Origin of the sequence: Mesorhizobium sp. WSM4983 (assembly GCF_029625765.1) — a bacterium.
Lineage (GTDB): Bacteria > Pseudomonadota > Alphaproteobacteria > Rhizobiales > Rhizobiaceae > Mesorhizobium.
Genome location: NZ_JARTVM010000004.1, coordinates 239,622 through 259,961, shown reverse-complemented (window position 1 = coordinate 259,961; position 20,340 = coordinate 239,622). Strand labels below are relative to the sequence as shown.

Annotated in this window: 20 protein-coding genes; 12 read left to right on the top strand and 8 right to left on the bottom strand. The window is 65.2% G+C overall.

Annotated features, from left to right (window positions below; translation table 11 throughout):
* Window positions 1–37: 37 nt before the first annotated feature.
* The 4 genes from P9254_RS15240 to P9254_RS15225 all read left to right on the top strand — a co-directional run bounded on the left by P9254_RS15240 (window position 38) and on the right by P9254_RS15225 (window position 4,420).
* On the top strand, window positions 38–1,117 hold the full coding sequence (locus P9254_RS15240; protein WP_067001190.1) for an ABC transporter ATP-binding protein: 1,080 nt from the start codon (window positions 38–40) through the stop codon (window positions 1,115–1,117).
* Between the two features lie 36 nt (window positions 1,118–1,153).
* Entirely contained in the window at window positions 1,154–2,479 is a 1,326-nt protein-coding gene (locus tag P9254_RS15235) for an ABC transporter substrate-binding protein (RefSeq protein WP_127214326.1), read from the top strand.
* 146 nt (window positions 2,480–2,625) lie between these two features.
* Window positions 2,626–3,525, top strand: coding sequence for a carbohydrate ABC transporter permease (locus tag P9254_RS15230; RefSeq protein ID WP_405023131.1), 900 nt, complete (start codon window positions 2,626–2,628; stop codon window positions 3,523–3,525).
* A 1-nt stretch (window position 3,526) separates the two neighbouring features.
* Complete coding sequence (locus P9254_RS15225; RefSeq protein ID WP_067001185.1) at window positions 3,527–4,420, top strand: carbohydrate ABC transporter permease; 894 nt, start codon at window positions 3,527–3,529, stop codon at window positions 4,418–4,420.
* A gap of 32 nt (window positions 4,421–4,452) precedes the next feature.
* On the opposite strand, the gene P9254_RS15220 is transcribed toward P9254_RS15225, so the two are convergent.
* Window positions 4,453–4,872 carry a VOC family protein gene (locus P9254_RS15220; protein ID WP_278056818.1) on the bottom strand — a complete coding sequence of 140 codons (420 nt, stop codon included), beginning with the start codon at window positions 4,870–4,872 and terminating at the stop codon, window positions 4,453–4,455.
* A gap of 327 nt (window positions 4,873–5,199) precedes the next feature.
* On the opposite strand from P9254_RS15220, the gene P9254_RS15215 reads away from it, so the two are divergent.
* Both P9254_RS15215 and P9254_RS15210 read left to right on the top strand, forming a co-directional pair.
* A complete protein-coding gene (locus P9254_RS15215) occupies window positions 5,200–6,411 on the top strand; it encodes an MFS transporter (protein WP_278056816.1) in 1,212 nt (403 codons plus the stop codon).
* Window positions 6,412–6,678: 267 nt separating this feature from the next.
* The gene (locus P9254_RS15210; RefSeq protein ID WP_278056814.1) at window positions 6,679–7,314 is read left to right on the top strand and encodes an ankyrin repeat domain-containing protein; all 636 of its coding nucleotides are present in this window, start codon (window positions 6,679–6,681) and stop codon (window positions 7,312–7,314) included.
* 43 nt (window positions 7,315–7,357) lie between these two features.
* Here P9254_RS15210 and P9254_RS15205 read toward each other — a convergent pair whose 3' ends face one another.
* Window positions 7,358–9,649, bottom strand: coding sequence for a cation:proton antiporter domain-containing protein (locus tag P9254_RS15205; protein ID WP_442920321.1), 2,292 nt, complete (start codon window positions 9,647–9,649; stop codon window positions 7,358–7,360).
* Window positions 9,650–10,058: 409 nt separating this feature from the next.
* On the opposite strand from P9254_RS15205, the gene P9254_RS15200 reads away from it, so the two are divergent.
* Complete coding sequence (locus P9254_RS15200; protein ID WP_278056810.1) at window positions 10,059–10,247, top strand: hypothetical protein; 189 nt, start codon at window positions 10,059–10,061, stop codon at window positions 10,245–10,247.
* 33 nt (window positions 10,248–10,280) lie between these two features.
* Here P9254_RS15200 and P9254_RS15195 read toward each other — a convergent pair whose 3' ends face one another.
* Window positions 10,281–11,174, bottom strand: coding sequence for a LysR substrate-binding domain-containing protein (locus tag P9254_RS15195; RefSeq protein WP_278056809.1), 894 nt, complete (start codon window positions 11,172–11,174; stop codon window positions 10,281–10,283).
* A 108-nt stretch (window positions 11,175–11,282) separates the two neighbouring features.
* Here P9254_RS15195 and P9254_RS15190 point away from each other — a divergent pair, with 108 nt between their 5' ends.
* From P9254_RS15190 to P9254_RS15175, 4 genes are all read left to right on the top strand, one after another.
* Window positions 11,283–12,806 carry a sulfatase family protein gene (locus P9254_RS15190; protein ID WP_278056807.1) on the top strand — a complete coding sequence of 508 codons (1,524 nt, stop codon included), beginning with the start codon at window positions 11,283–11,285 and terminating at the stop codon, window positions 12,804–12,806.
* Between the two features lie 17 nt (window positions 12,807–12,823).
* Window positions 12,824–13,528 carry an ABC transporter substrate-binding protein gene (locus P9254_RS15185; RefSeq protein WP_278056805.1) on the top strand — a complete coding sequence of 235 codons (705 nt, stop codon included), beginning with the start codon at window positions 12,824–12,826 and terminating at the stop codon, window positions 13,526–13,528.
* Window positions 13,525–14,388 carry an ABC transporter substrate-binding protein gene (locus P9254_RS15180; protein WP_278056803.1) on the top strand — a complete coding sequence of 288 codons (864 nt, stop codon included), beginning with the start codon at window positions 13,525–13,527 and terminating at the stop codon, window positions 14,386–14,388. Before P9254_RS15185 ends, P9254_RS15180 begins: the two co-directional genes overlap by 4 nt.
* A gap of 111 nt (window positions 14,389–14,499) precedes the next feature.
* Window positions 14,500–15,231 (top strand): DUF2270 domain-containing protein, encoded by a 732-nt coding sequence (locus P9254_RS15175; RefSeq protein WP_082980653.1) that lies wholly within the window; start codon window positions 14,500–14,502, stop codon window positions 15,229–15,231.
* A 51-nt stretch (window positions 15,232–15,282) separates the two neighbouring features.
* Here P9254_RS15175 and P9254_RS15170 read toward each other — a convergent pair whose 3' ends face one another.
* The 3 genes from P9254_RS15170 to P9254_RS15160 form a co-directional block, all read right to left on the bottom strand.
* Window positions 15,283–16,662, bottom strand: a complete 1,380-nt coding sequence (locus P9254_RS15170) for an amidase (RefSeq protein WP_278056802.1) — start codon at window positions 16,660–16,662, stop codon at window positions 15,283–15,285.
* Between the two features lie 134 nt (window positions 16,663–16,796).
* Window positions 16,797–17,399 carry a sulfotransferase family protein gene (locus P9254_RS15165; protein ID WP_095801413.1) on the bottom strand — a complete coding sequence of 201 codons (603 nt, stop codon included), beginning with the start codon at window positions 17,397–17,399 and terminating at the stop codon, window positions 16,797–16,799.
* Window positions 17,400–17,446: 47 nt separating this feature from the next.
* On the bottom strand, window positions 17,447–18,343 hold the full coding sequence (locus P9254_RS15160; RefSeq protein ID WP_095824546.1) for a VOC family protein: 897 nt from the start codon (window positions 18,341–18,343) through the stop codon (window positions 17,447–17,449).
* Between the two features lie 130 nt (window positions 18,344–18,473).
* Between P9254_RS15160 and P9254_RS15155 the strand changes: the two genes are divergently transcribed.
* Window positions 18,474–18,773 (top strand): hypothetical protein, encoded by a 300-nt coding sequence (locus P9254_RS15155; RefSeq protein ID WP_095801415.1) that lies wholly within the window; start codon window positions 18,474–18,476, stop codon window positions 18,771–18,773.
* 189 nt (window positions 18,774–18,962) lie between these two features.
* Here P9254_RS15155 and P9254_RS15150 read toward each other — a convergent pair whose 3' ends face one another.
* Entirely contained in the window at window positions 18,963–19,277 is a 315-nt protein-coding gene (locus P9254_RS15150) for a MocE family 2Fe-2S type ferredoxin (RefSeq protein ID WP_067322435.1), read from the bottom strand.
* An 84-nt stretch (window positions 19,278–19,361) separates the two neighbouring features.
* Window positions 19,362–20,324 (bottom strand): substrate-binding domain-containing protein, encoded by a 963-nt coding sequence (locus P9254_RS15145; RefSeq protein WP_278056615.1) that lies wholly within the window; start codon window positions 20,322–20,324, stop codon window positions 19,362–19,364.
* Window positions 20,325–20,340: the final 16 nt, after the last annotated feature.

Here is a 20,340-nt window from a genome sequence, read left to right as displayed (position 1 = left end):
CCCCGCGAAACCCGCAGGGACCATCGGGAGGAGTTCGATGGCGTCTGTCGCGATTGGCGATGTCTACAAGTCGTTCGGAGCCACCCAGATCCTGCACGGCGTCAGCGTCGACATAGAGGACGGCGAGTTCGTCACGCTGGTCGGGCCGTCGGGATGCGGAAAATCGACGCTTCTGCGGATGATTGCCGGGCTGGAAAAAATCTCCCGCGGCCATATTTCGATCGGCAGCCGTGTCGTCAACGATGTTGCGCCGAAGGAGCGCGACGTGGCCATGGTCTTCCAGAACTACGCGCTCTATCCGCACATGACCGTTGCCGAGAACATGGCGTTCTCGCTCATGCTGAAGGGAGTGGCCAAGGCGGAGAGCGATGCCGGGGTGAAGCGGGCGGCCGAGATCCTCGGGCTGGTGCCGCTTCTGTCGCGTTATCCACGCCAGCTTTCGGGCGGCCAGCGGCAGCGCGTCGCCATGGGCCGGGCGATCGTGCGCAATCCGCAGGTGTTTTTGTTCGACGAGCCGCTCAGCAATCTTGACGCCAAGCTGAGGGTCCAGATGCGCGCCGAGATCAAGGAACTGCACCAGCGGCTGAAGACGACGACGATCTATGTCACGCACGATCAGATCGAGGCCATGACCATGGCCGACAAGATCGTCGTTATGCATGACGGCCTCGTCGAGCAAATCGGGCCGCCGCTCGAGCTCTACGACCGGCCGAACAACCTCTTCGTCGCGAGCTTCATCGGCTCGCCGGCCATGAACCTGCTCAAGGGGACATTCGCCAATGACGGCGCGCCGTCGTCGTTCCGGGGCGCGGGTGGCGTCTCCGTGCCTCTGTCGAAACCACCCGCGATCGGCAACGGCGAAGCCGTCGTGCTCGGCGTTCGGCCCGAGCATCTGCGGCTGGCCGAGGACGGCATTCCGGTCACCGTGGTGGTGATCGAGCCGACCGGCTCGGAAGTGCAGATCATCGGCCGGACGGCCGGCGGAGAGGATATCGTCGCCAATTTCCGCGAACGCCATTCCTTCGCGCCGGGAGAAACCATCCGGCTGTCGGTGGAACCCGGCCCCATTCATCTGTTTCACGGCGAAACGGGCCAGCGGATCGAAGCGGCGCCATAGACCACGCAACGAGGAAACCCACAGGAGGAGACGAGCATGAAGTTCACCAGACGCGACGTGATCCGCACGACCGCCGGCGCGGCCGCCGGGGCCTTGGGCAGCCGCTTCGTCGGCTCGAGCGCCTTCGCCCAGGAGGGCCTGACCTACAAGCCGGAGGAAGGGGCCAAGCTCCGGCTGCTGCGCTGGTCGCCTTTCGTGCAGGGCGACGAGGACCAATGGCTGAAGAATACGAAGCGGTTCACCGAGGCGACCGGCGTGGAGGTGCGCGTCGACAAGGAGAGCTGGGAAGACATCCGGCCCAAGGCGGCCGTCGCCGCCAATGTCGGCTCCGGTCCCGACCTGATGTTCGTCTGGTTCGATGACCCGCACCAATATCCCGACAAGCTGCTCGACGTGACCGAACTCGGCGACCATCTCGGCAAGAAGTATGGCGGCTGGCACGACGGCCCGAAGCAGTATGCGACGCGCGAGGGCAAGTTCCTCGGCCTGCCGCTCGCCACCATCGGCAACGCCATCGTCTATCGCGAAAGCTGGGTGAAGGAGGCCGGCTTCTCGGAATTCCCGAAGGACACGGCGGGTTTCCTCGACCTGTGCAAGGCGCTGAAGGCAAAGGGCCATCCCGCCGGGTTCACCCATGGCCACGGCGTCGGCGACGGCAACAACTATGCGCATTGGCTGCTATGGAGCCATGGCGGCCAGATGGTCGACGAAGCCGGCAAGGTGACGATCAACAGCCCCGAGACGCTGAAGGCGATCCAGTATGCGCAGGAGCTCTACAAGACCTTCATCCCCGGCACGGAAAGCTGGCTCGACGTCAACAACAACCGCGCCTTCCTGGCCGGCGAAATAAGCGTGATCGCCAACGGCATCTCGGCCTACAACACCGCCAAGGTCAACAAGGACAACGACCCGAAGCTGGCCGAGATAGCCAAGGACATCCGCACCACCAATCTGCCGATCGGTCCGGTCGGGAAATCGGTCGAGCTGTTCCAGGTGACCACGGCCGTCATCTTCAACTACACGCCCTACCCCAATGCGGCCAAAGCCTATCTGCAGTTCATGTTCGAGGACCCGCAGATGTCGGACTGGATCACGTCGTCGGCCGGCTATTGCTGCCAGACGCTGAAGGCTTTCGACAACAATCCGGTGTGGAAGGCCGACCCGAACAATGCCGCTTACGCGAAAGCTTCGGCGACGCTGCGACCCAACGGCTATGCCGGGCCGCTCGGCTATGCCTCGGCCGCGACCATGGCCGATTATGTGCTGGTCGACATGTTCGCCAAGGCGGTGACGGGACAGGCGACGCCGCAAGAGGCGATGGAAGAGGCCGAAAAGCGCGCCAACCGCTATTATCGCGTCTGATCCTGCCGGGCACCTGAAGCAAGGGTGGCCGCGTCGGGATCTTCCGGGGCACGGAAGGACCACGCGGCCACCACCACTCCACCGCATGTTGCGAGGAATCCGCGCCCATGGCCGTGTCATCCGTTGCCGTTCAGCGGCGTCCGTCGATGCTTTCGCGACTTGCCGAGAGCCGGAACACTCTTGGTCTCGGCTTCATGCTGCCGGCGGCGGCGCTGCTCCTGGTCTTTCTCACCTATCCGCTGGGACTCGGCGTCTGGCTTGGCTTCACCGACACACGCATCGGCCGGCCCGGCATCTATATCGGTGTCGAGAACTATGAATATCTCTGGAGCGACAGCGTGTTCTGGCTGTCGGTCTTCAACACCGTGCTCTACACGGTCAGCGCTTCGATCCTGAAATTCGTGCTCGGCCTCTGGCTGGCTCTCATCCTCAACGAGAAGCTGCCCTTCAAGTCGTTCTTCCGCGCGGTGGTGCTGCTGCCCTGGGTGGTGCCTACGGTGCTGTCGGCCATCGCCTTCTGGTGGATCTACGATTCGCAGTTCTCGATCCTGTCCTGGGCGCTGCAGCAGATGGGGCTGATCGACCACCGCATCAACTTCCTTGGCGATCCGACCAACGCGCGCGCTTCCGTCATCGCGGCCAATGTCTGGCGCGGCATCCCGTTCGTCGCCATCACGCTGCTTGCCGGCCTGCAGACCATCCCGCAGTCGCTCTATGAAGCCGCCACGCTGGACGGCGCCAGCCGCTGGCAGTTGTTTCGCCATGTGACGCTGCCGCTTTTGACGCCCATCATCGCCATCACCATGACCTTCTCGGTGCTCTTCACCTTCACCGATTTCCAGCTGATCTATGTGCTGACCCGCGGCGGGCCGGTGAACGCCACCCACCTGATGGCGACCTTGTCCTTCCAGCGCGGCATTGCCGGCGGCCAGCTCGGCGAAGGCGCGGCAATCGCGGTCGCCATGATCCCCTTCCTGCTGGCGGCGATCCTGTTCAGCTATTTCGGCCTGCAACGGCGCAGGTGGCAGCAAGGCGGCGGAGACTGATATGGCCGCGATCAGAGAAGTCGAGCGCCTGGACACCGACGAAGGCGGCATGGGCTACCTGCAGAGCCTGCCGCGCCGGGTGGTCACGGTCTATCTGCCGCTGCTGGTGTTTCTCATCGTGCTGCTGTTTCCATTCTATTGGATGACGATCACGGCGGTTAAGCCCAATGTCGAGATGACCGATTATGTGAACTACAATCCGTTCTGGGTCGTGCATCCGACGCTGGAGCACATACGCTATTTGCTCCTGGAGACCTCCTACCCCGGCTGGCTGCTCAACACGGTGATCATATCGACGGCGGCCACCTTCCTGTCGCTGGCGGCTGCGGTGCTCGCCGCCTACGCGATCGAGCGGCTGCGGTTCTCCGGCGCCCGCCAAGTCGGCCTTGCCGTCTTCCTCGCCTATCTGGTGCCGCCCTCGATCCTGTTCATCCCGCTGTCGGTGATGGTGTTCAACCTCGGTCTCTACGACACGCCCTTCGCGCTGATCCTCACCTACCCGACCTTCCTGATCCCGTTCTGCACCTGGCTGTTGATGGGCTACTTCCGTTCGATCCCCTTCGAATTGGAGGAATGCGCGCTTATCGACGGCGCCACCCGCTGGCAGATCCTGACCAAGATCGTGCTGCCGCTTTCGGTGCCGGGCCTGATCTCGGCCGGCATATTCGCCTTCACGCTGTCCTGGAACGAATTCATCTACGCGCTGACCTTCATCCAGTCGTCGGAGAAGAAGACGGTGCCAGTCGGCGTGCTCACCGAGCTCGTCCGCTCAGACGTCTACGAATGGGGAGCGCTGATGGCGGGCGCGCTGATCGGCTCGCTGCCGGTGGTGGTGCTTTATTCGTTCTTCGTCGAGCACTACGTCTCCTCGATGACGGGCGCGGTGAAGGAATAGCGTCCGCATGCATAACGGCGCCCGCCGCCGCGCTAAAAACTGATCTCCACGGCCGCCCCGTTGCGCTTCGCCTCGCCATGAAACACCGCCTCGATGTTGCTGCCGTCGGGGTCGAGCAGGAAGGCGGCATAGTAGCCGGGGTGGTAGGGGCGCTCGCCCGGCGCGCCGTTGTCCTTGCCGCCGGCGGCAAGGCCCGCCTGGTAGAAGGCGTCGACCATGGCGCGGTCCTTGGCCTGGAAGGCGAGATGGTGACGGCCGGTGAGCACGCCCTGGGCCGCGCGGCTATCGGCGCTGGAAACGAACAGTTCGTCCGCCCAGAAATAATCCTCGGCCTCGCCGCCGATCGGGACGCCCAGCACCTCGAGCACCGCGCCGTAGAAACGCCGGCTCGCCTTGACGTCGCGCACCACCAGATGAAGGTGGTCGATGAGCCGGCCGCGATAGAGTTGCATGGCGTGTTGCCTCCTCCCGATTGCTGCGGCTCAATCTAGAAGGGCCTGGTACATGGTCAATGTGGGTGCGGAAGACTGCTGACAGTTAAAGACGGTCGGCGCGAGGCACCGCCTCTGTCCTATCGGACAGTCCCGCAGGACAGAGGGGGGTGTGAAGGAACGCCAGCATAAGGCGATCGGCCAACATCCCCCAAAAATCCGGATAAAAAATGCAACCAGATTGTAGGATCGGTGTCCGCAGCGGCGTCCTTCGGACGCAAGCGGCGCGATGGACCTGGAAAAACCGTGCCGCATCAAACAGGATGCCGTTGGGCACGGGAGAAAATCATGAATCCTTCCTATCGTTGGGTCATCGTCGCGGCCGGCGCGCTGATGACCTGTGTGGCGCTCGGCGCGATGTTCTCGCTGGCGATCTTTCTCGAGCCGATGTCGATCGACACCGGCTGGTCGCGCGCCGGCATTTCCAGCGCCATGACGCTGAATTTTCTGGTGATGGGCATCGGCGGCTTCGCCTGGGGCGCGATCTATGACCGCGTCGGTGCCCGCCCCGTCGTGCTTGCCGGCGCGGTGCTGCTCGGGCTGGCGCTGGTGGTGGCGAGCCGCGCCAACTCGCTGCTGATCTTCCAGCTCAGCTACGGCGTGATCGTCGGGCTGGCGGCCAGCGCGTTCTTCGCGCCTATGATCGCGCTCACCACCGCCTGGTTCGACACCAACCGAAGCCTTGCCGTGTCGCTGGTTTCGGCCGGCATGGGAGTGGCGCCGATGACCATCTCGCCCTTCGCGCGCTGGCTGATCTCGGCCTATGACTGGCGAACCGCCATGTTCGACATCGGCGTCATGGCCTGGGTGCTCCTGCTGCCCGCCGTCTTCCTGGTACGCCAGCCGCAGGTGGCTGGCGCGGCGGCCGACAGCGGCATGCCGGCGCGTGCCGCCGACGACCCCGGCATGAGCGTCGGCCAGGCGCTGCGCTCGCCGCAGTTCCTGGTGCTGGGCATGACCTTCTTCGCCTGCTGCGCGGCGCATTCGGGGCCGATCTTCCACATGGTCAGCTATGCGATGGCCTGCGGCGTTGCGCCGATGGCTGCCGTCTTGATCTATAGCGTCGAGGGCCTTGCCGGCCTTGGCGGACGCCTGCTCTACGGCGTGCTCGGCGACCGGCTGGGGGTCAAGCCGGTGCTGATCACCGGCCTTGCCATCCAGGCCGCCGTGATCGCCGCCTATCTCGCGGTCGGCCGGCTCGAGCAGTTCTACGTGCTTGCCGTCATCTTCGGCGCCACCTACGGCGGCGTCATGCCGCTCTATGCGGTGCTGGCACGCGAATATTTCGGGCCGCGCATCATCGGCACGGTGTTCGGCGCCGCCACCATGCTCTCCAGCCTCGGCATGTCGTTCGGCCCGCTCGCCGGCGGCATGATCTACGACGCCTATGCCAGCTATTCCTGGCTGTTCATCGGCTCGGCGCTGGTCGGCCTGGGCGCCGCCGGCATCGCGATCGCCTTCCCGCCGCAGCCGAGCCGGCAGCGGCTGCAGATGGCATAGCGAGATGAATCTCCCTCCTCGAGGGGGAGATGCCGCCGAAGGCGACAGAGGGTCGCGGCGCATCAAGCGCCGACGCCCCTCTCCGTCGCATGGGGCGCCGGCGATCCACGCTCGGACCTGCCCTGCCGGCATCTCCCCTCGAGTTGCCCGCACCGCCGACGCGAAATCCATTGCCCGACGACGGCGAGTGTGAAACTCTCCGCGAGAGAAAGACGCTGCATCTGAATGCCGGCCGGGCCGGCGCCATCCGCGGTCGGGGATATTGCAGTGGACACAGGCCTGGAAGCCGCAGAAGCAAGGAATTGGTCCCGCCTGCTGGTCGCGGCCGAGAGCGGCGATGCCGAAGCCTCGCGCGCGGAGCTCGCGGCGGGCGCGGATATCAACCTGACCGATGAAGACGGCTGGTCAAGCCTGCACCTTGCGTCGCATAACGGCCGCACCGCCGTGGTCGAAACCTTGATCGGCCACCCGGCGGTCGACGTGAACTGCAGAAACAAATGGAAGAGCACACCATTGAGCCTGGCTGCGGCCAGGGGTCACCTCGCCTGTATCCGGGCACTGATGAAGCATCCGCAGATCGATATCGACGCCCGCGCCGACTATTACGGCAGGACGCCGCTCATCGAAGCCGCAAGGAACGGGCATCTCGATATCGTCAAGCTGCTGGTCGAGCATGGCGCCGACGTCAATCTCGCCGACAAGACGGGACGCAACAGCGCGCTCATCGAGGCGATCAAGGGACGCCACTTCGAAGTCGCGCAATATCTGCTGGAATCCCGCAAGGTGAACTTCCTCAACAGGGACATGCGGCTCAATGCGCTGATCTGGGCCGGCAGCACGCGCAACGCCGAGCTCATCGGCAAGCTGGACGCCGCGATCCATCGCTTTTTCGAAGGCAAGTGAAGCGCGGCCGTCAGCCATTGGAACCGTCAGGCCGAAGCTGCCCTCAGCCCGTGCCCGTACCTGACCTCAGCGCCTCCCTGCCCTCGTCGTCGCGGCGCAGCCGCGCGTCGGAGATCAGCATCACCGGGCATGGGCAGCGCTGCAGCACGCCGCTCGTCGTCTCGCCGAAGATGAGCTCCTCGCCGGGCCGCCGCGCCACGCCCATGACGATCAGCGCCACGTTCCTGCCCGCCTGACGGGCAATGGCATCGGCGGCGGCGGCCCTTGAGCGGATGGCAGTCTCGATCTCGACGCCATAACGGTCGGCAAGCGCGACAATGTCCTTCAGCACAGCCTCCCTGCGGCGATGCGAGACGGTGTCGCGCGGTTCGTCGCGACCCGGACGCGCGACATAGAGGACCTTGACCGGCGCGCCGGTGACGGAGGCGACGGCAAGCGCGAGTTCCGCGCCGCGGCGCGCATTCGCCGTGCCGTTGACCGGCACCAGGATCCTGCCGGATCCCGGCCCAAGGCGCGGCATCTGCCGGCCGGCGCCGGCCGGCTTCAGCACCAGGCAGAGCGGGCCCTCGAAGGCGCCCGCGACCTCGTTCAGCCGGCGCGAGAAGCCGCCCTTCGCCGTCACCGCTCGGCCGAGGCCGATGAGCAGCATGCCGTAGCCCTTGCGCGCCTCCTTGGCGACCGCCTCGGCGGAGAGCGGAGCGTCATGCAGGCGGCGTGTGAGGGGGACTTCGTGCGCAGGCTCCTCGTCGGCGTCCTTCGCCGCCTCGCGGCCCTGCTCAGCGCCCTTCTCGATCTCGTCCAGATGCGCCGCCTCGACGGGGTCGGCTTCGCTTTCGCCGCTTGTACGGAGCACGGTCGTCGGCTTGCCGGCGCCGATGACACCGGCGAGGTAGGCGGCGAAGCGGCCGACGACGCCCTCGTCGACCACCACCAGCAGCCGCTCCAGATTGGTGATGAAGCCGCGCTGGTCGACCTCCTCGCGCTCCAGCCTTTTCTTTTCCTCCTCGCCCATCGGCAGCCGCCCCAGCGCCCAGCGCAATGTCGGCGGCATGGCCAAGGTGGTGATGACGGCCATGGTGACGATCATGGTGAAAAGCGTGTGCGAGATCACGCCGATCGACAGACCGATCGAGGCGACGATGACCTCGGTCGAGCCCCGCGCATTCATGCCGCAGCCGACGGCGATGCCCTCGCTGCGGCTCATGCCCGCGGCCTCCGCGCCGATGAAGGCGCCGCCGAACTTGCCGAGGCTGGCGATCGCCACCAGCGCCACGGTGAGCAGTGCAAGCTCGGGATCGACGAGCACTGTCAGGTCGGCCGAGAGACCGGCGACGCCGAAGAACACCGGCATGAAGAGTGCCGTGATCACGCCGCGCAATTGCCCCTCGATGTGACGCGACAGGATCGGCGACTCGCCGACCAATATGCCGGCGACGAAGGCACCAAGCACCGTATGCACGCCGATCAGGTCGGTAACCAGCGCCATGCCGCCCATGATGGCGAGGATGACGGTGACCACCGCGTATTCCGAGCGGAAGGTGTCGTTGGTCCAGCGGATGGCATCGAAGACGATGCGGCGGCCGAGCGTGAAGGAAAAGGCCATGAAGGCGGTGACGCCGGCGAGCGTGAAGGCGAGGCTGGCGAGCTCGATGCGACCATGCGTGGCGATGCCGATGGTGATGGCGATGATCACCCAGCCGATCGTGTCCTCGATGATGGCCGAGGAGACGATGATCTGGCCGAGGTCGCGGCGCATGAAGTTCATCTCGCGCACCACCATGGCGACGATCTTGACCGAAGAGATCGAAAGCGCGGTGCCCAGAAACAGGCCGGAGACGATGCGCTCGCTGCCGGTGGCAAGCAGCGAGGCCGGCATGAGCTGCGCGGCCACGAAGCCGAGCGCGAAAGGCACGGCGACGCCGGTGGCGGAGATGGAAAAGCAGGCGCGGCCGACGCGGCGCACCAGCCTCAGGTCCGTCTCCATGCCGGTCAGCAGCAGAAGCATCAGCACGCCGAACTGGGCGATGGCGTTGATCATCGACTTCTGCGCGGCATCGCCGGCAAAGACCAGCCGCTCGGCCGCGGGCCATAGCCAACCGAGCAGCGAGGGCCCGAGCAGGATGCCGCCGATCAGCTGTCCCATCACCGCCGGCTGGCCGAGGCGCTCCAGCAATTCGCCGATGCCTCGGCCGACGACGAGCAGCAAGATGACTTCGAGAACGAAGATGCCTTCGCTCGACATGCCGGTTTTTTCGGCGGCGAAGGCGGCGGCCGGCATCGATGCAAGCGCCGCCGCGGCAAGCGCGAGAGAAACCGGCCGGCGCCGGTTGGGCATGAAGGACAATTGCCGCACCCCTCGATTATCCTCGCCATAACGGTTTCGCACATGCATCGGTTGCACGGCGGTGGAACTGCCACTCTCTCCCGTTGTGGGGGCGATGTCCGGCAGGACGAGGGGGGCGCCGTGGAGGACCAACGTCGATTCAACCTATCTCCAAAGCAGGCCACTTTTAACCGTGATGGAGGTGCCTGCAAGGGCTGGGATGCCGGCGGGACAGCGCCTCCTCTACCCTGCCGGACATCTCCTTCACAACGCGAGAGAGTGGCAACTCCGGCGCCGGCCGCCTCTCTCAAGCAGCTTCGACGTCGCGTACAATTCGATTCAAATGCTCCCGCCCATCTTTGCTTGTCGGTAAAGCGACTCACGCATGGTCGCTGCACGGCGGGGCAATAAGGAGAAGCTAATGAAAAGCGACTTTGCCGCCGCCCACCTGCACCTCGACAGGGCCTGCCACTATCTGCGCGGCGACGATGAGACCAGCCGCATGGCGCTTGCGGCGCTCGACCTTGTGATCGAGGCGGTCGCGACCGCCCTCTATGCCCGGCCCGAGGCCGAAGTGGTGCCGTTTCCCATATCAGCCGCTCAGCGATAGGCAGGATCCACGGCTGGCGACCGGCAATGATGATTAACGGCCGATCAGATCGGTCATCGCCTCGATGACCTTGCTGGCCGCCGCCCCCGTCGCCGACCGATCATTGACGATGATCGAGATGCGAAACGGAATGTCGAACTGGATTGGCCTGAGTGCCAGTCCGAACTCGGAATAGAAGCCTGCAGTGAACGGATCGACCACAGCCAGCGAGGGGCCGCCCCTGACCAGCGCACAAGCCAAGAACGACTGGAAGATGTCGGCGACGGTGTTGGCCGCGGTCACTTCGAGCAGCCTCGCGCCGTCGCGGCTGCGCCGGAAATAGAGCTCGCCCAGCGATACGAACGGATAGCGGGAAAAATCCTCCAGCCGGACCCGTTCGCTCTCGGCGAGCGGATGCTTCTGGTCCATGACACAGACGCTATTGCGCTCGAAAGTGGCGACGCATTTGGCGTCCAGGAAAGAAACGCCCGCGTCCACCAGGCCGACGTCGGTCAGGCGCGAGGCGACGGAGGAGACGATCTCCGTCGAGCTGCGCACCGCGATGGTGGTCCTTGCCTCCGGAAAGCGCGTCCGAAGCTGCTGGATCGCATCCGGCACGATCTTGAAGGACATCGCCGCCAGCGTGCCGATGCGCACGAGGCCGCGCTTCAGTTCCCTGATCTCCTGCGCCGCCATGATCAGGTTGCGCGCGCCATGAAAGGTCTTGCCGACCTCGCCGTAGAACAGCAGGCCCTGCTCAGTCGGAACGAGCCGACCGTGCGAGCGATCGAACAGGCTGAGGCCGGTATCGATCTCCAGCTCCTGCAGCAGCCGGCTGACGCTCGGCTGCGAGACGTTGAGCGCGACCGCAGCGCCCGACACGGAGCCGGCCACCATCGTTGCCTCGAAGGCCTCCAGTTGACGAACGCTGAGCCCAGAAAAACGCATCTCGTCCTCCCGGTATAGGATTAGCACATACCGAACGAAAATCTTGATCTTTGATTTCGCTGCGTTTCGGGCCCTAGCTGGAAGCTTAGCAGAACGGGCGGAGCCGTCGTGAAGCGAGCCAATGTCATCTTCATCTGTGCCGACCAGATGCGCTACGACGCGCTCTCGGTCACCGGCAACCGCGTCGCCCACACCGCAAACATCGACCGCATCGCCGCGCGCGGCGCAACCTTCCATCGGCACTTCACGCCTAACCAGATTTGCTCGCCAAGCCGAGCGACCATGGCAACAGGGCTCTATCCACGCCATCACGGATTGTGGCGCAATGGCGTGGCGCTCGACGATCGGCTCCCTAATCTGTGGCAGGCGCTCTCGCTTGCCGGATACGCCACAAAAGGCGTCGGAAAGCTGCACTTTCAGCCACTGCTCGCGCCCGTCGAACGCGACATGCCGGAATCGCTTGCCTATTGGGAAAGGCCGGGCTGCGAGGACTGGCACGGTCCCTATTTCGGCTTCGATGCCGTCGACCTCGTCATGGGCGAAGCCAACGAAGCCACTCGCGCCGGCCACTACGCCGCCTGGCTCAAGCGCAACCACCCCGAAGTGGTGGACCTCTACGAGCCCGACGCCAACCGCGACAGCCGGGCACAGGATCTGAACGAAGTCTGGAAAAGCGCGGTGCCGCCCGAGTTGCACTACACCAGTTGGATCGCGGATCGGGCGATCGACTTCATCGAGCGCCAGGGCAAGCAGGCAGAGCCGTTCGGCTTGTTCGTCTCGTTTCCGGACCCGCACCACCCCTTCGCCCCGCCCCGGCCCTATTGCGACCTGTTCCGACCGGAGCAAATGCCCACGCCGACCATCCGGGCGGGCGAACTGGAGCGGATGCTGGCCTATCTCGGCGAAGGCGACGATCCGACAAAAGTGCCCTACATCGCCTCCGGCGAGCAGCCGCGCGAGCAGGGCTTCCTCCTGCGCACCGACGATATCTCCGACGAAACGCTGGCCATCGCAATCGCCCACACGCATGGCATGATCCAGATGATCGACGATGCCGTCGGACGGCTGCTCGCGGCCCTGGACGACGTTGGCGTGCTCGACGACACCTATGTGCTGTTTACCGCCGATCATGGCGAGTTGCTCGGCGACCACGGGCTGCTGCGCAAGGGGCCGCCGCCCTACCGACAACTGATGCAGGTCCCGCTGGTTCTCAGCGGTCCAGGCATCCGCGCCGGAACAAGCCTCGATGCGCTGACCAGCCACCTCGACCTGTTCGCGACCATCGCATCGCTGCTCGGCCTGCCGGCGCCCGCGACCGACGGCACCGATCTCAAGCCGCTGATCGACGGCCGGATCGCCGACGTCCGCGACTTCCTGTTCGGTGAATATCATCCGCGACGTGACCCCTGCCTCTACAACCAGTCGATCATCTCCAAGGAGTGGCGGTTCACCCGCTATCCCAACCAGCCGGCCTGGGGGGAGCTGTTCGATCTTCGCGAAGACCCCTGGGAGCACTGGAACCTGTTCCCCGAGCGAGCACTCGGCGCGCAGGCGCGCGCACTGAGCGCGGTTCTCGACCGGCGGCTGCCGCCACAGCCGCTGATGGTCAACGAAGTCCTTGGCGCCTACTGAACCAATGGGAGAATGACATGAACGACAGAAGCGTCTTCTCGAGCCTGGACAGCATGAACCGCCGCAGCTTCATCAAGACGGCCGCTGCGGCTGCCTTCGCCACGGCGGCGTTTCCACATACCGGCCTTGCCGAGGCGCCGCGCAAAGGCGGCGCGCTGCGCCTTGGCCTCAACGGCGGCAGCTCCGCCGACACGCTGGACCCGACGCAGCTGATCGGCACTTTTTCCATCAACGTGTCGCGGCAGGTCTACAACACGCTGGTGGAGATCGGCGATGACGGCAAGCCGGCGCCGGAGCTCGCGGCAAGCTGGGAAGCCAGCGACGGCAACATGCGCTGGATCCTCAATCTCAGGCCGGGCGTGCAGTTTCACAACGGCAAGACGTTCGACGCCGACGACGTCAAATACTCGCTGGGCCTGCATATCGGCGACAAGACCAAGTCGAAGGCCAAAGGGCTGGTCGCTGACGTCGCGGAAGTGCGGGCCATCTCGCCGACGCAAGTCGAGATCCTGCTCAAATCGCCAAATCCCGACATGGATTATGTGCTGTCGGATCTGCATTTCGCCATGGTGCCCGCAGGCTTCGCCGACTGGTCGAAAGCGATCGGCACCGGTCCGTTCAAGCTCACCGCCTTCCAGCCCGGCGTGCACGCCACCGCCGCCCGCAACGAGACCTACTGGCGAGCGATCGCGGCCATGTCGATACGGTCGAGTCGGTGGTGATCAACGACGCCGCGGCGCGCGTCTCGGCTCTTCAAGGCGGCTCGGTGCACATCGTCCACGGCATCGACTACAAGATCGCACCGCTGCTCAAGAAGGACCCGCGCGCCTATCTGCTGGTCACCGAAGGCAAGCAGCATTTCTCGCTGCCGATGGACGCCACGAAGGAGCCGTTCAACAGCCCCGATGTCGTGCTGGCGCTGAAGCACGCGCTCGACCGTGAGCAGATGGTGAAGCTGCTGATGGCCGGCTTCGGACGGGTCGGCAACGACCATCCGATCGCTGCCAGCGATCCGAGCTTCAATCCTAACATCGCGCAGCGCGCCTACGATCCGGACAAGGCCCGTTTTCACCTCAAGAAAGCCGGCAAGAGCGATCTTACCCTCAAGCTGCACGCCGCCCCCGTGGCGTTCGAGCAGGCGGTCAACACGGCCGAGCTTTTCGCGCAATCGGCCAAGCCCGCCGGCATCACCATCAATGTCAAGCGCGAGCCCGATGACGGCTACTGGAGCGACGTGTGGCTGAAGAAGCCATGGGTGGCTTCCTTCTGGGCCGGGCGGCCATCGGCGAGCATGATGTTTTCCTCCGTCTACGCCTCGGGCGCGCCGTGGAACGAAACGCATTGGAAGAACGACAGCTTCGACAGACGGCTGACGGAGTCGCGCTCATTGGCCGATCCGGCGAAACGCCGCGACGTCTATTTCGAGCTGCAGCAGATGATCCATGACGAGTGCCCGACCATCATCCCGGCCTTCGCCAGCTGGATCGACGCGGCGCGCAAGGAGGTAAGGGGTTTCGTTCCCAACCCCAACTTCCTGCTCAGCGATCATCGCGTGGCCGAACGGGTCTGGCTGAGCGCATAAGAGCTTCCGCCGGAGAGCGTCAGCAGGAACATTTCTGCCGGCCCCACATTGTGCTATATGGGGTGTGGCCGGCTCAACGGCCGGCCACGGCGGGAGGCACGTGGCAAGGGGATGTCGCAGGTCCAGACCGTAAAGCCAGCCGAAGCAGCGGCGCCGCCTAGAGGCTCCGATGCGTTCGCGCTGAAGCTCACTTCCTCCGAATTCGCAACCACCATGTCGCATTTCCACCGCGCGGAGATCGGGCGCATGGCGGGCTGGCGCGACCGGCTCGACCGCACCAGCAATTGGGCAATCACCGTGGTGGCGGCGATGCTGTCCGTGTCGCTGTCGACGCCTTCGGCGCATCACGGCGTGCTGCTCTTCGCCATGCTGCTCATCACGCTGCTTCTATGGATCGAAGCGCGGCGCTACCGGTTCTTCGACGTCTATCGGGCGCGGGTGCGTCAGTTCGAGCGCTACTACTTTGCGCAGATCTTTTCGCCGCAGCCGGATTTCGCCTCCAACTGGCTTGCCATCCTCGGCGAAGGCCTGCGCTCGCCGCGCTTCCTCATCTCGCAGCGCGCGGCACTGGTCCGGAGGCTGCGCCGAAACTACGTCTTCATGTATACGATCCTGATGCTTGCCTGGGTCTTGAAGATCACCACGCCCAGCCTGCAGCGCGAAGGCTCGCCGATCGGCTTCAGCGCCTCGCTGCTCGACACCTTTCGCGTGGCGACGCTCGGTCCCATCCCCGGCGTCGTGGTGGTCTGCGGCGTCGTCGTATTCTATCTCGCGATGCTTGCCGCCGCCTTCCTGATGCGCGCCGACGACGGCGAACTGTCGTTCGGCGACGTGCATGTTTGAGCCTGGGGCGGCGGCCCTTGGTCTTTCAGGCAGCCCGCCGTTTCCACGCGCTCACAATCCCGGTGGCCTGACGAAACCGTCGGTGAGACGCGCCAGCGCTTTCGCCACGGCCAGCAGCTTCATGTCCGAATGGCGGCGGCCGACCAGCTGGGCGCCGATCGGCAGGCCCTCCCGGTCGACACCGATTGGAATGACGGCGGCCGGATGCCCGGTCAGGTTGAAGCGGCAGGCGTGGCTGAGCCCGCTCCAGTAGGGCGTCTCGATGCCGTCGACGGGGATCGGCGCACCCATTTCGCGGTGGCGGAAGGCCGTGCACATCATCGCCGGACAGACCAGCACGTCCCACCCGTCGAAGAACCGCTCCCAGGCAGCGATGAATTCGTCGCGCTGGTTGAGCGCCTCGAGATAGGCGGCCAGCGAGGGCGAGGTTTCGCGCGGCTGCCGGAAGACCTGCGAATACCAGGTGATGAGATCGGAAAACAGCGCCCGCTCGGCCGCGAAATCGTGCTGCGGCAATGCCTGCCCTACCCGCGCGCCGCCGACCTCGATGGCGCCCGCGAAGCCTGCGATCGCGTCGGCGATGTCGAGCGCGGTCGGCACTCCGGGAAATTCGGGCGCGAAGGCAACCCTGAGCGTCCCCAGCGGCGGCTCCGGCGCCTCGTCCGTCGCCACCGGCGGCACTTCGGTGTCGAGACCGTCGGCCCCGGCGATGATGCGGTGGGCCAGGATGAGATCGTCGACGTCGCGGGCCAAAGGCCCGATGTCGAACAGCAGGCGGAAGCTGCGCGGCAGGTCGGGCGGATCGGCGTAGCTGCCGGTGATCGGCACCGTCGCCTGCGTCGGCTTGAAGCCATAGACGCCGCACAGATGCGCCGGCATCCGGATCGAGCCGCCGGCATCGCTGCCGATCTCGAGCGGCACCAGCCCGGCGGCGACCGCGGCCGCCGCGCCGCCGCTGGAGCCGCCGGGTGTGCGGGTAACGTCCCACGGATTGACGGTTCGGCCGAAGATCGGATTGTCGGTCTGCAGGTCGCGCAGCCTGGGCGGCACGTTGGTCTTGCCGATGATGAGGGCGCCGGCCTTGCGCAGCCGCGCGGCAATCGTGCTGTCCGTCGCCGGCACATGATCGGCAAAGGCTTCCAAACCGACGGTGGTGCGCATGCCGGCGGTGGCATGGCCGTCCTTCAGCGTGATCGGCACACCGTTGAGCGGACCGACGGCCTCGCCGCGCGCGACCGCCATATCCGCGGCCTGCGCTCCGGCGCGGGCCGCCTCCTCGTCGAGGGTGACGATGGCGTTGAGCAGCGGGTTGACGACAGCGATGCGGGCAAGCTGCGCCTCCATCGCCTCGACAGCGCCGACCTTCTCCTCGCGGATCGCCGCCGCCAGTTGCGAGGCGGTCAGGAAGGTGGTGTCCAAATGGCTCGTCATGGTGGTGTTCCTTCCTGCGGAACGGAAATAGGGAAGTAGGGAAGTAGGGAGGTAGGGAAGATCAGACTTCGTGAACTCCGCACATCGGATGCCAGTACCTTTTTCCCCTATTCCCCTATTCCCCTCCCTTCCCTTCAATTCAACGAAAGCGCCGTCCGGAACTCCTTCGTGGTGTTGCGATTGGGATAGGGCTCGTCCGGCACCGGAACGCCGAGATGGGCGCAGAGCGGCGCCCAGCCGTCGCCCAGCTTGTGAACCAGCAGGCGCTCGGCCGGCACCGTCTTCAGCACCGCTTCGATATTGGCCTCATAGACGGCAATCGCATGCGCGCGGTCCTGCGGGCGGCCGCCGAAAACCTGCTTCGTGACAAGGGCGACGCCCAACGACTCCTGATCCTGGCTGTCAATGACGGCCGGCAGGATGGTTTTTGCGAAACTCTCCCACCAGCTTTCCGGCGAGCGCCAGGTGAGGATGACGCGCGCTTGCGGAAAGACTTCGATCAGCTCGCGCCAGTAATGCACCGAGGGCCAGTCGACGCAGGATTTATAACCGGCAAACAGCCGATTCCAATCCGGCGCGGCGCCTTGGGCGAGCGCTCGCCAGAGCCGCTTCTGCTCCGCATGCGCCATGACCTCCGACATGTGATGGCACGGGCCGAAGCCGAGCATGGTCAGCGCCTCGCGCATCGAATCCGTGCCGGTGCGGCCGAAGCCGGTTCCTATCACCCTGATGGTCATTCTCCCCTTCTCCCACTTGTCTTCCCCAATCGTCCGCTGCGGCGCGATCAATCTTCCCGAAGCACGAACCGCAGCCTATTGCCTTCCGGATCCGCGGTTTCCACGGCACCGCCGATCTTTTTCGGCGGCAGGTTGGCGGCATCGAGCCTGCGTTCCAGCGCAGCCAGCTCCTCGACCGATGCAAGCTCAACCGTGAAATGGTCGAGTCCGCCGGCACCCGGCGGCGGCTCGCGCAGCTCGTCACGCGCCCAGATATTGAAGGCGACCATATGCGGCCGGCTCCCGGTACCGCAGTCGAACATGCCGAAACTTCTCGACTGGATGTGCGGGCGGAAGCCGAGCACGCCGACATAGAATTCCATCAGTTCTTCCGGCGCGCGGGCGCGCATATGGATGTGGCCGATGAAGGCGTTCTTCGCCATCCTCTGCTCGACATGGCCGGAATTGCCGAGGTCGCGCAAAAGGCCCGGGAGATGGAGCGGCTCGAGCCCGGAATGCGCGCTGCCGTCGGTGCCGATCAGCGCCACGCGGCCATCGGCCGACACCTCGCGGCGCAGACAGCGTTCCGGCGTGTCGAAGCAGATCTCGATGCCGTTGCCGGACGGGTCGGAAACGTAGAGCGATTCCGAAACCAGGTGGTCCTGGGCGCTGTAGCGCAAGCCGGAAGCCTTAAGCCGGGCGGCGGTGTGCGCGAGGTCGCGGCGGCTCGTCACATGGATGGCGACATGGAAGAGATCGCGCGATTTCTGCGGCAGGGCGATCTGCGCTCCGGCGTGGAGCACGATAAGCTTCCGCCCGCCGGCGCCGAGCTCCGCCGTGGCGGCATCCTCGCCGAGGACCGCCAATCCGAGCGTGTCGCGCCAGACGATCAAGGCAGCCGGGATGTCGGTCACCCTGAGATGGACCGGCCCGAGACGGGTGGCTTGAGGCAACCCTTCGTCCATGGTCGTCCGTCCGATTGCGGTCGGCGAACATATTAGCTGTGAACGATATTTCTGTCTCGCGCCAAGTTCGGGTTGACCCCTCCCCGGCGGGCGGCGACTATTGCCACGAAGCTTCTTGGGAGGAGACCACATGGACGAGACCGACCACTGGCGCAACATGGCGAGCGCGCCGCGGGACGGCAGTCGCATCCTGGTGACGGTGCGCTCGTCCGAACAGGGACCGGCCGAGGTCGACATGGCCTACTGGTCGCGCGCCGACCAGTTCGGCGAGGAAGGCTGGCGGGCGTCGGATTCATCGCCCGGACGCGTCGTCGAGTATGCCGAGCCGGAGCTCAGATGCTGGATGCCGCTGCCCACGGCGGGGCGAGGTTCGTTGCCGAGCCCCTGGGAAGGCGACGACGTGCCGCTGGTGGATGGCGAGGGGATTTAGCGCCTCTTTCCTTCTCCCCTTGTGGGAGAAGGTGTCGCCGAAGGCGACGGATGAGGGGTGCTGGACGGAGTGAGGCGCTGGGGAATGTCGCTGCGCTGTCGTCGTGGCCGCCAAGCTGGAACACCCCTCATCCGTCTCGGCGCTGCGCGCCGATCCACCTTCTCCCACAAGGGGAGAAGGGGGAGCTTTTCAGCCCACCGCCACCATCACCGCTCCCGCCTCGACCTTCGCCGGATAGGTCCTGAGATTGATGCATGGCGGCAGGCGCTTGGCGGCTCCGGTGCGGTAGTCGAAGGCGCCGGCGTGCTTTGGGCATTCGACCTCGTAGTCCATGACCAGGCCGTCGGCGATGTGCACCGCCTCATGCGTGCAAAGCCCGTCGGTGCAGAAGACCTCGTCGTCGGGCGAGCGAAAGACGGCATAGGTCTTGCCGCCATGGTCGAAGCGGCGGGCGCCTTCCTGTTCGATGTCGTCGAGCCCGCAGGCCCTGATCCAACCGGTCATTTTTCTTCCCTTCAGATCTGTCTTGCCTTCAGATCGAGGCGAACCCATCGGGGCGGCGAAGCCAGCCGCCCCGATGATCCGGGTCTAGTTCTTGTTCAGGTATTCCGCCGCGTTGGCGGGCGTCACCAGTTCGAAGGGCACATAGACGACGCGGTCGACCTTCTCGCCTTTGGCAAGCGCGAGCGCCGCATCGACACCGCCGCCGCCCTGGCCCTTGGCGTTCTGGAACACCGTGACCGAGAGCTCGCCGGCCTTCATCGCCTGGAGCCCGTCCTGCGTGGCATCGATGCCGCCGACCACGACATTCTTCAGGTCGACGCCGTTGGCCTTGAGCGCCAGGATGGCGCCGATGGCGGATTCGTCGTTGTTGGCTATGACGGCGTCGGGCGCCGGGCCGGCGGTCAGCCAGTTGGTCATCAGGTTCTGCGCATTGTCGCGCGACCATTCGGACGACTGCTTGTCGGTGACCTTGATGAAATTGCACATGTCGGTCGAAAAGATCTGCTCGACATCCTTGGTCCGCTGGAGCGCCGCCTGATGCACCAAGCTGCCCATGATGATGTAGGCGGTAGCGCCGGCCGACTTGCCCTTGGCGCGCAGCATCTTGCAGACCTCGAAGGCTTCCAGCGTGCCGGACTCGACCTCGTTCGAGCCGACATAGACCTGTTTCTCCGGCAGGTTCTTCATGTCCGATGGCTCGAGGTTGACGAAGACCAGCGGAATGCCGGCCTTGGCGGCTTCCTCACTGATGGTCTTCGAGGCATTGGTGTCGACCAGCGTGACGATGATGGCGTCGACGCCGCTGGCGATGAAATTCTTGACCTGGTCCAGCTGTTTGGCGACGTCGTTCTGGGCGTCCTCGACCTGGATCTCGGCGCCCTTCTCTTTGGCGCGCGCCTGCATGCCATGCATCAGCAGCGTCTGGAAATTGTTGTCGAAGTTGACGATCGAGACGCCGAGCTTGGCGGCGAAGGCGCCGGTCGAGACAGTCGCGAACGCGGTCGCCATCAAAGCGGCGAGCGCCGTCGAGATGAGAAGCTTCTTCACGGGTTTCCTCCCTCTG

What these genes read in the sequence shown, in the direction of transcription:
- P9254_RS15240 (WP_067001190.1), top strand. Translation starts at nt 38, where the DNA reads ATGGCGTCTGTCGCGATTGGCGATGTCTACAAGTCGTTCGGAGCCACC.
- P9254_RS15235 (WP_127214326.1), top strand. Translation starts at nt 1,154, where the DNA reads ATGAAGTTCACCAGACGCGACGTGATCCGCACGACCGCCGGCGCGGCC.
- P9254_RS15230 (WP_405023131.1), top strand. Translation starts at nt 2,626, where the DNA reads ATGCTTTCGCGACTTGCCGAGAGCCGGAACACTCTTGGTCTCGGCTTC.
- P9254_RS15225 (WP_067001185.1), top strand. Translation starts at nt 3,527, where the DNA reads ATGGCCGCGATCAGAGAAGTCGAGCGCCTGGACACCGACGAAGGCGGC.
- P9254_RS15220 (WP_278056818.1), bottom strand. Translation starts at nt 4,872, where the DNA reads ATGCAACTCTATCGCGGCCGGCTCATCGACCACCTTCATCTGGTGGTG.
- P9254_RS15215 (WP_278056816.1), top strand. Translation starts at nt 5,200, where the DNA reads ATGAATCCTTCCTATCGTTGGGTCATCGTCGCGGCCGGCGCGCTGATG.
- P9254_RS15205 (WP_442920321.1), bottom strand. Translation starts at nt 9,649, where the DNA reads ATGCCCAACCGGCGCCGGCCGGTTTCTCTCGCGCTTGCCGCGGCGGCG.
- P9254_RS15200 (WP_278056810.1), top strand. Translation starts at nt 10,059, where the DNA reads ATGAAAAGCGACTTTGCCGCCGCCCACCTGCACCTCGACAGGGCCTGC.
- P9254_RS15195 (WP_278056809.1), bottom strand. Translation starts at nt 11,174, where the DNA reads ATGCGTTTTTCTGGGCTCAGCGTTCGTCAACTGGAGGCCTTCGAGGCA.
- P9254_RS15185 (WP_278056805.1), top strand. Translation starts at nt 12,824, where the DNA reads ATGAACGACAGAAGCGTCTTCTCGAGCCTGGACAGCATGAACCGCCGC.
- P9254_RS15175 (WP_082980653.1), top strand. Translation starts at nt 14,500, where the DNA reads ATGTCGCAGGTCCAGACCGTAAAGCCAGCCGAAGCAGCGGCGCCGCCT.
- P9254_RS15170 (WP_278056802.1), bottom strand. Translation starts at nt 16,662, where the DNA reads ATGACGAGCCATTTGGACACCACCTTCCTGACCGCCTCGCAACTGGCG.
- P9254_RS15165 (WP_095801413.1), bottom strand. Translation starts at nt 17,399, where the DNA reads ATGACCATCAGGGTGATAGGAACCGGCTTCGGCCGCACCGGCACGGAT.
- P9254_RS15160 (WP_095824546.1), bottom strand. Translation starts at nt 18,343, where the DNA reads ATGGACGAAGGGTTGCCTCAAGCCACCCGTCTCGGGCCGGTCCATCTC.
- P9254_RS15155 (WP_095801415.1), top strand. Translation starts at nt 18,474, where the DNA reads ATGGACGAGACCGACCACTGGCGCAACATGGCGAGCGCGCCGCGGGAC.
- P9254_RS15150 (WP_067322435.1), bottom strand. Translation starts at nt 19,277, where the DNA reads ATGACCGGTTGGATCAGGGCCTGCGGGCTCGACGACATCGAACAGGAA.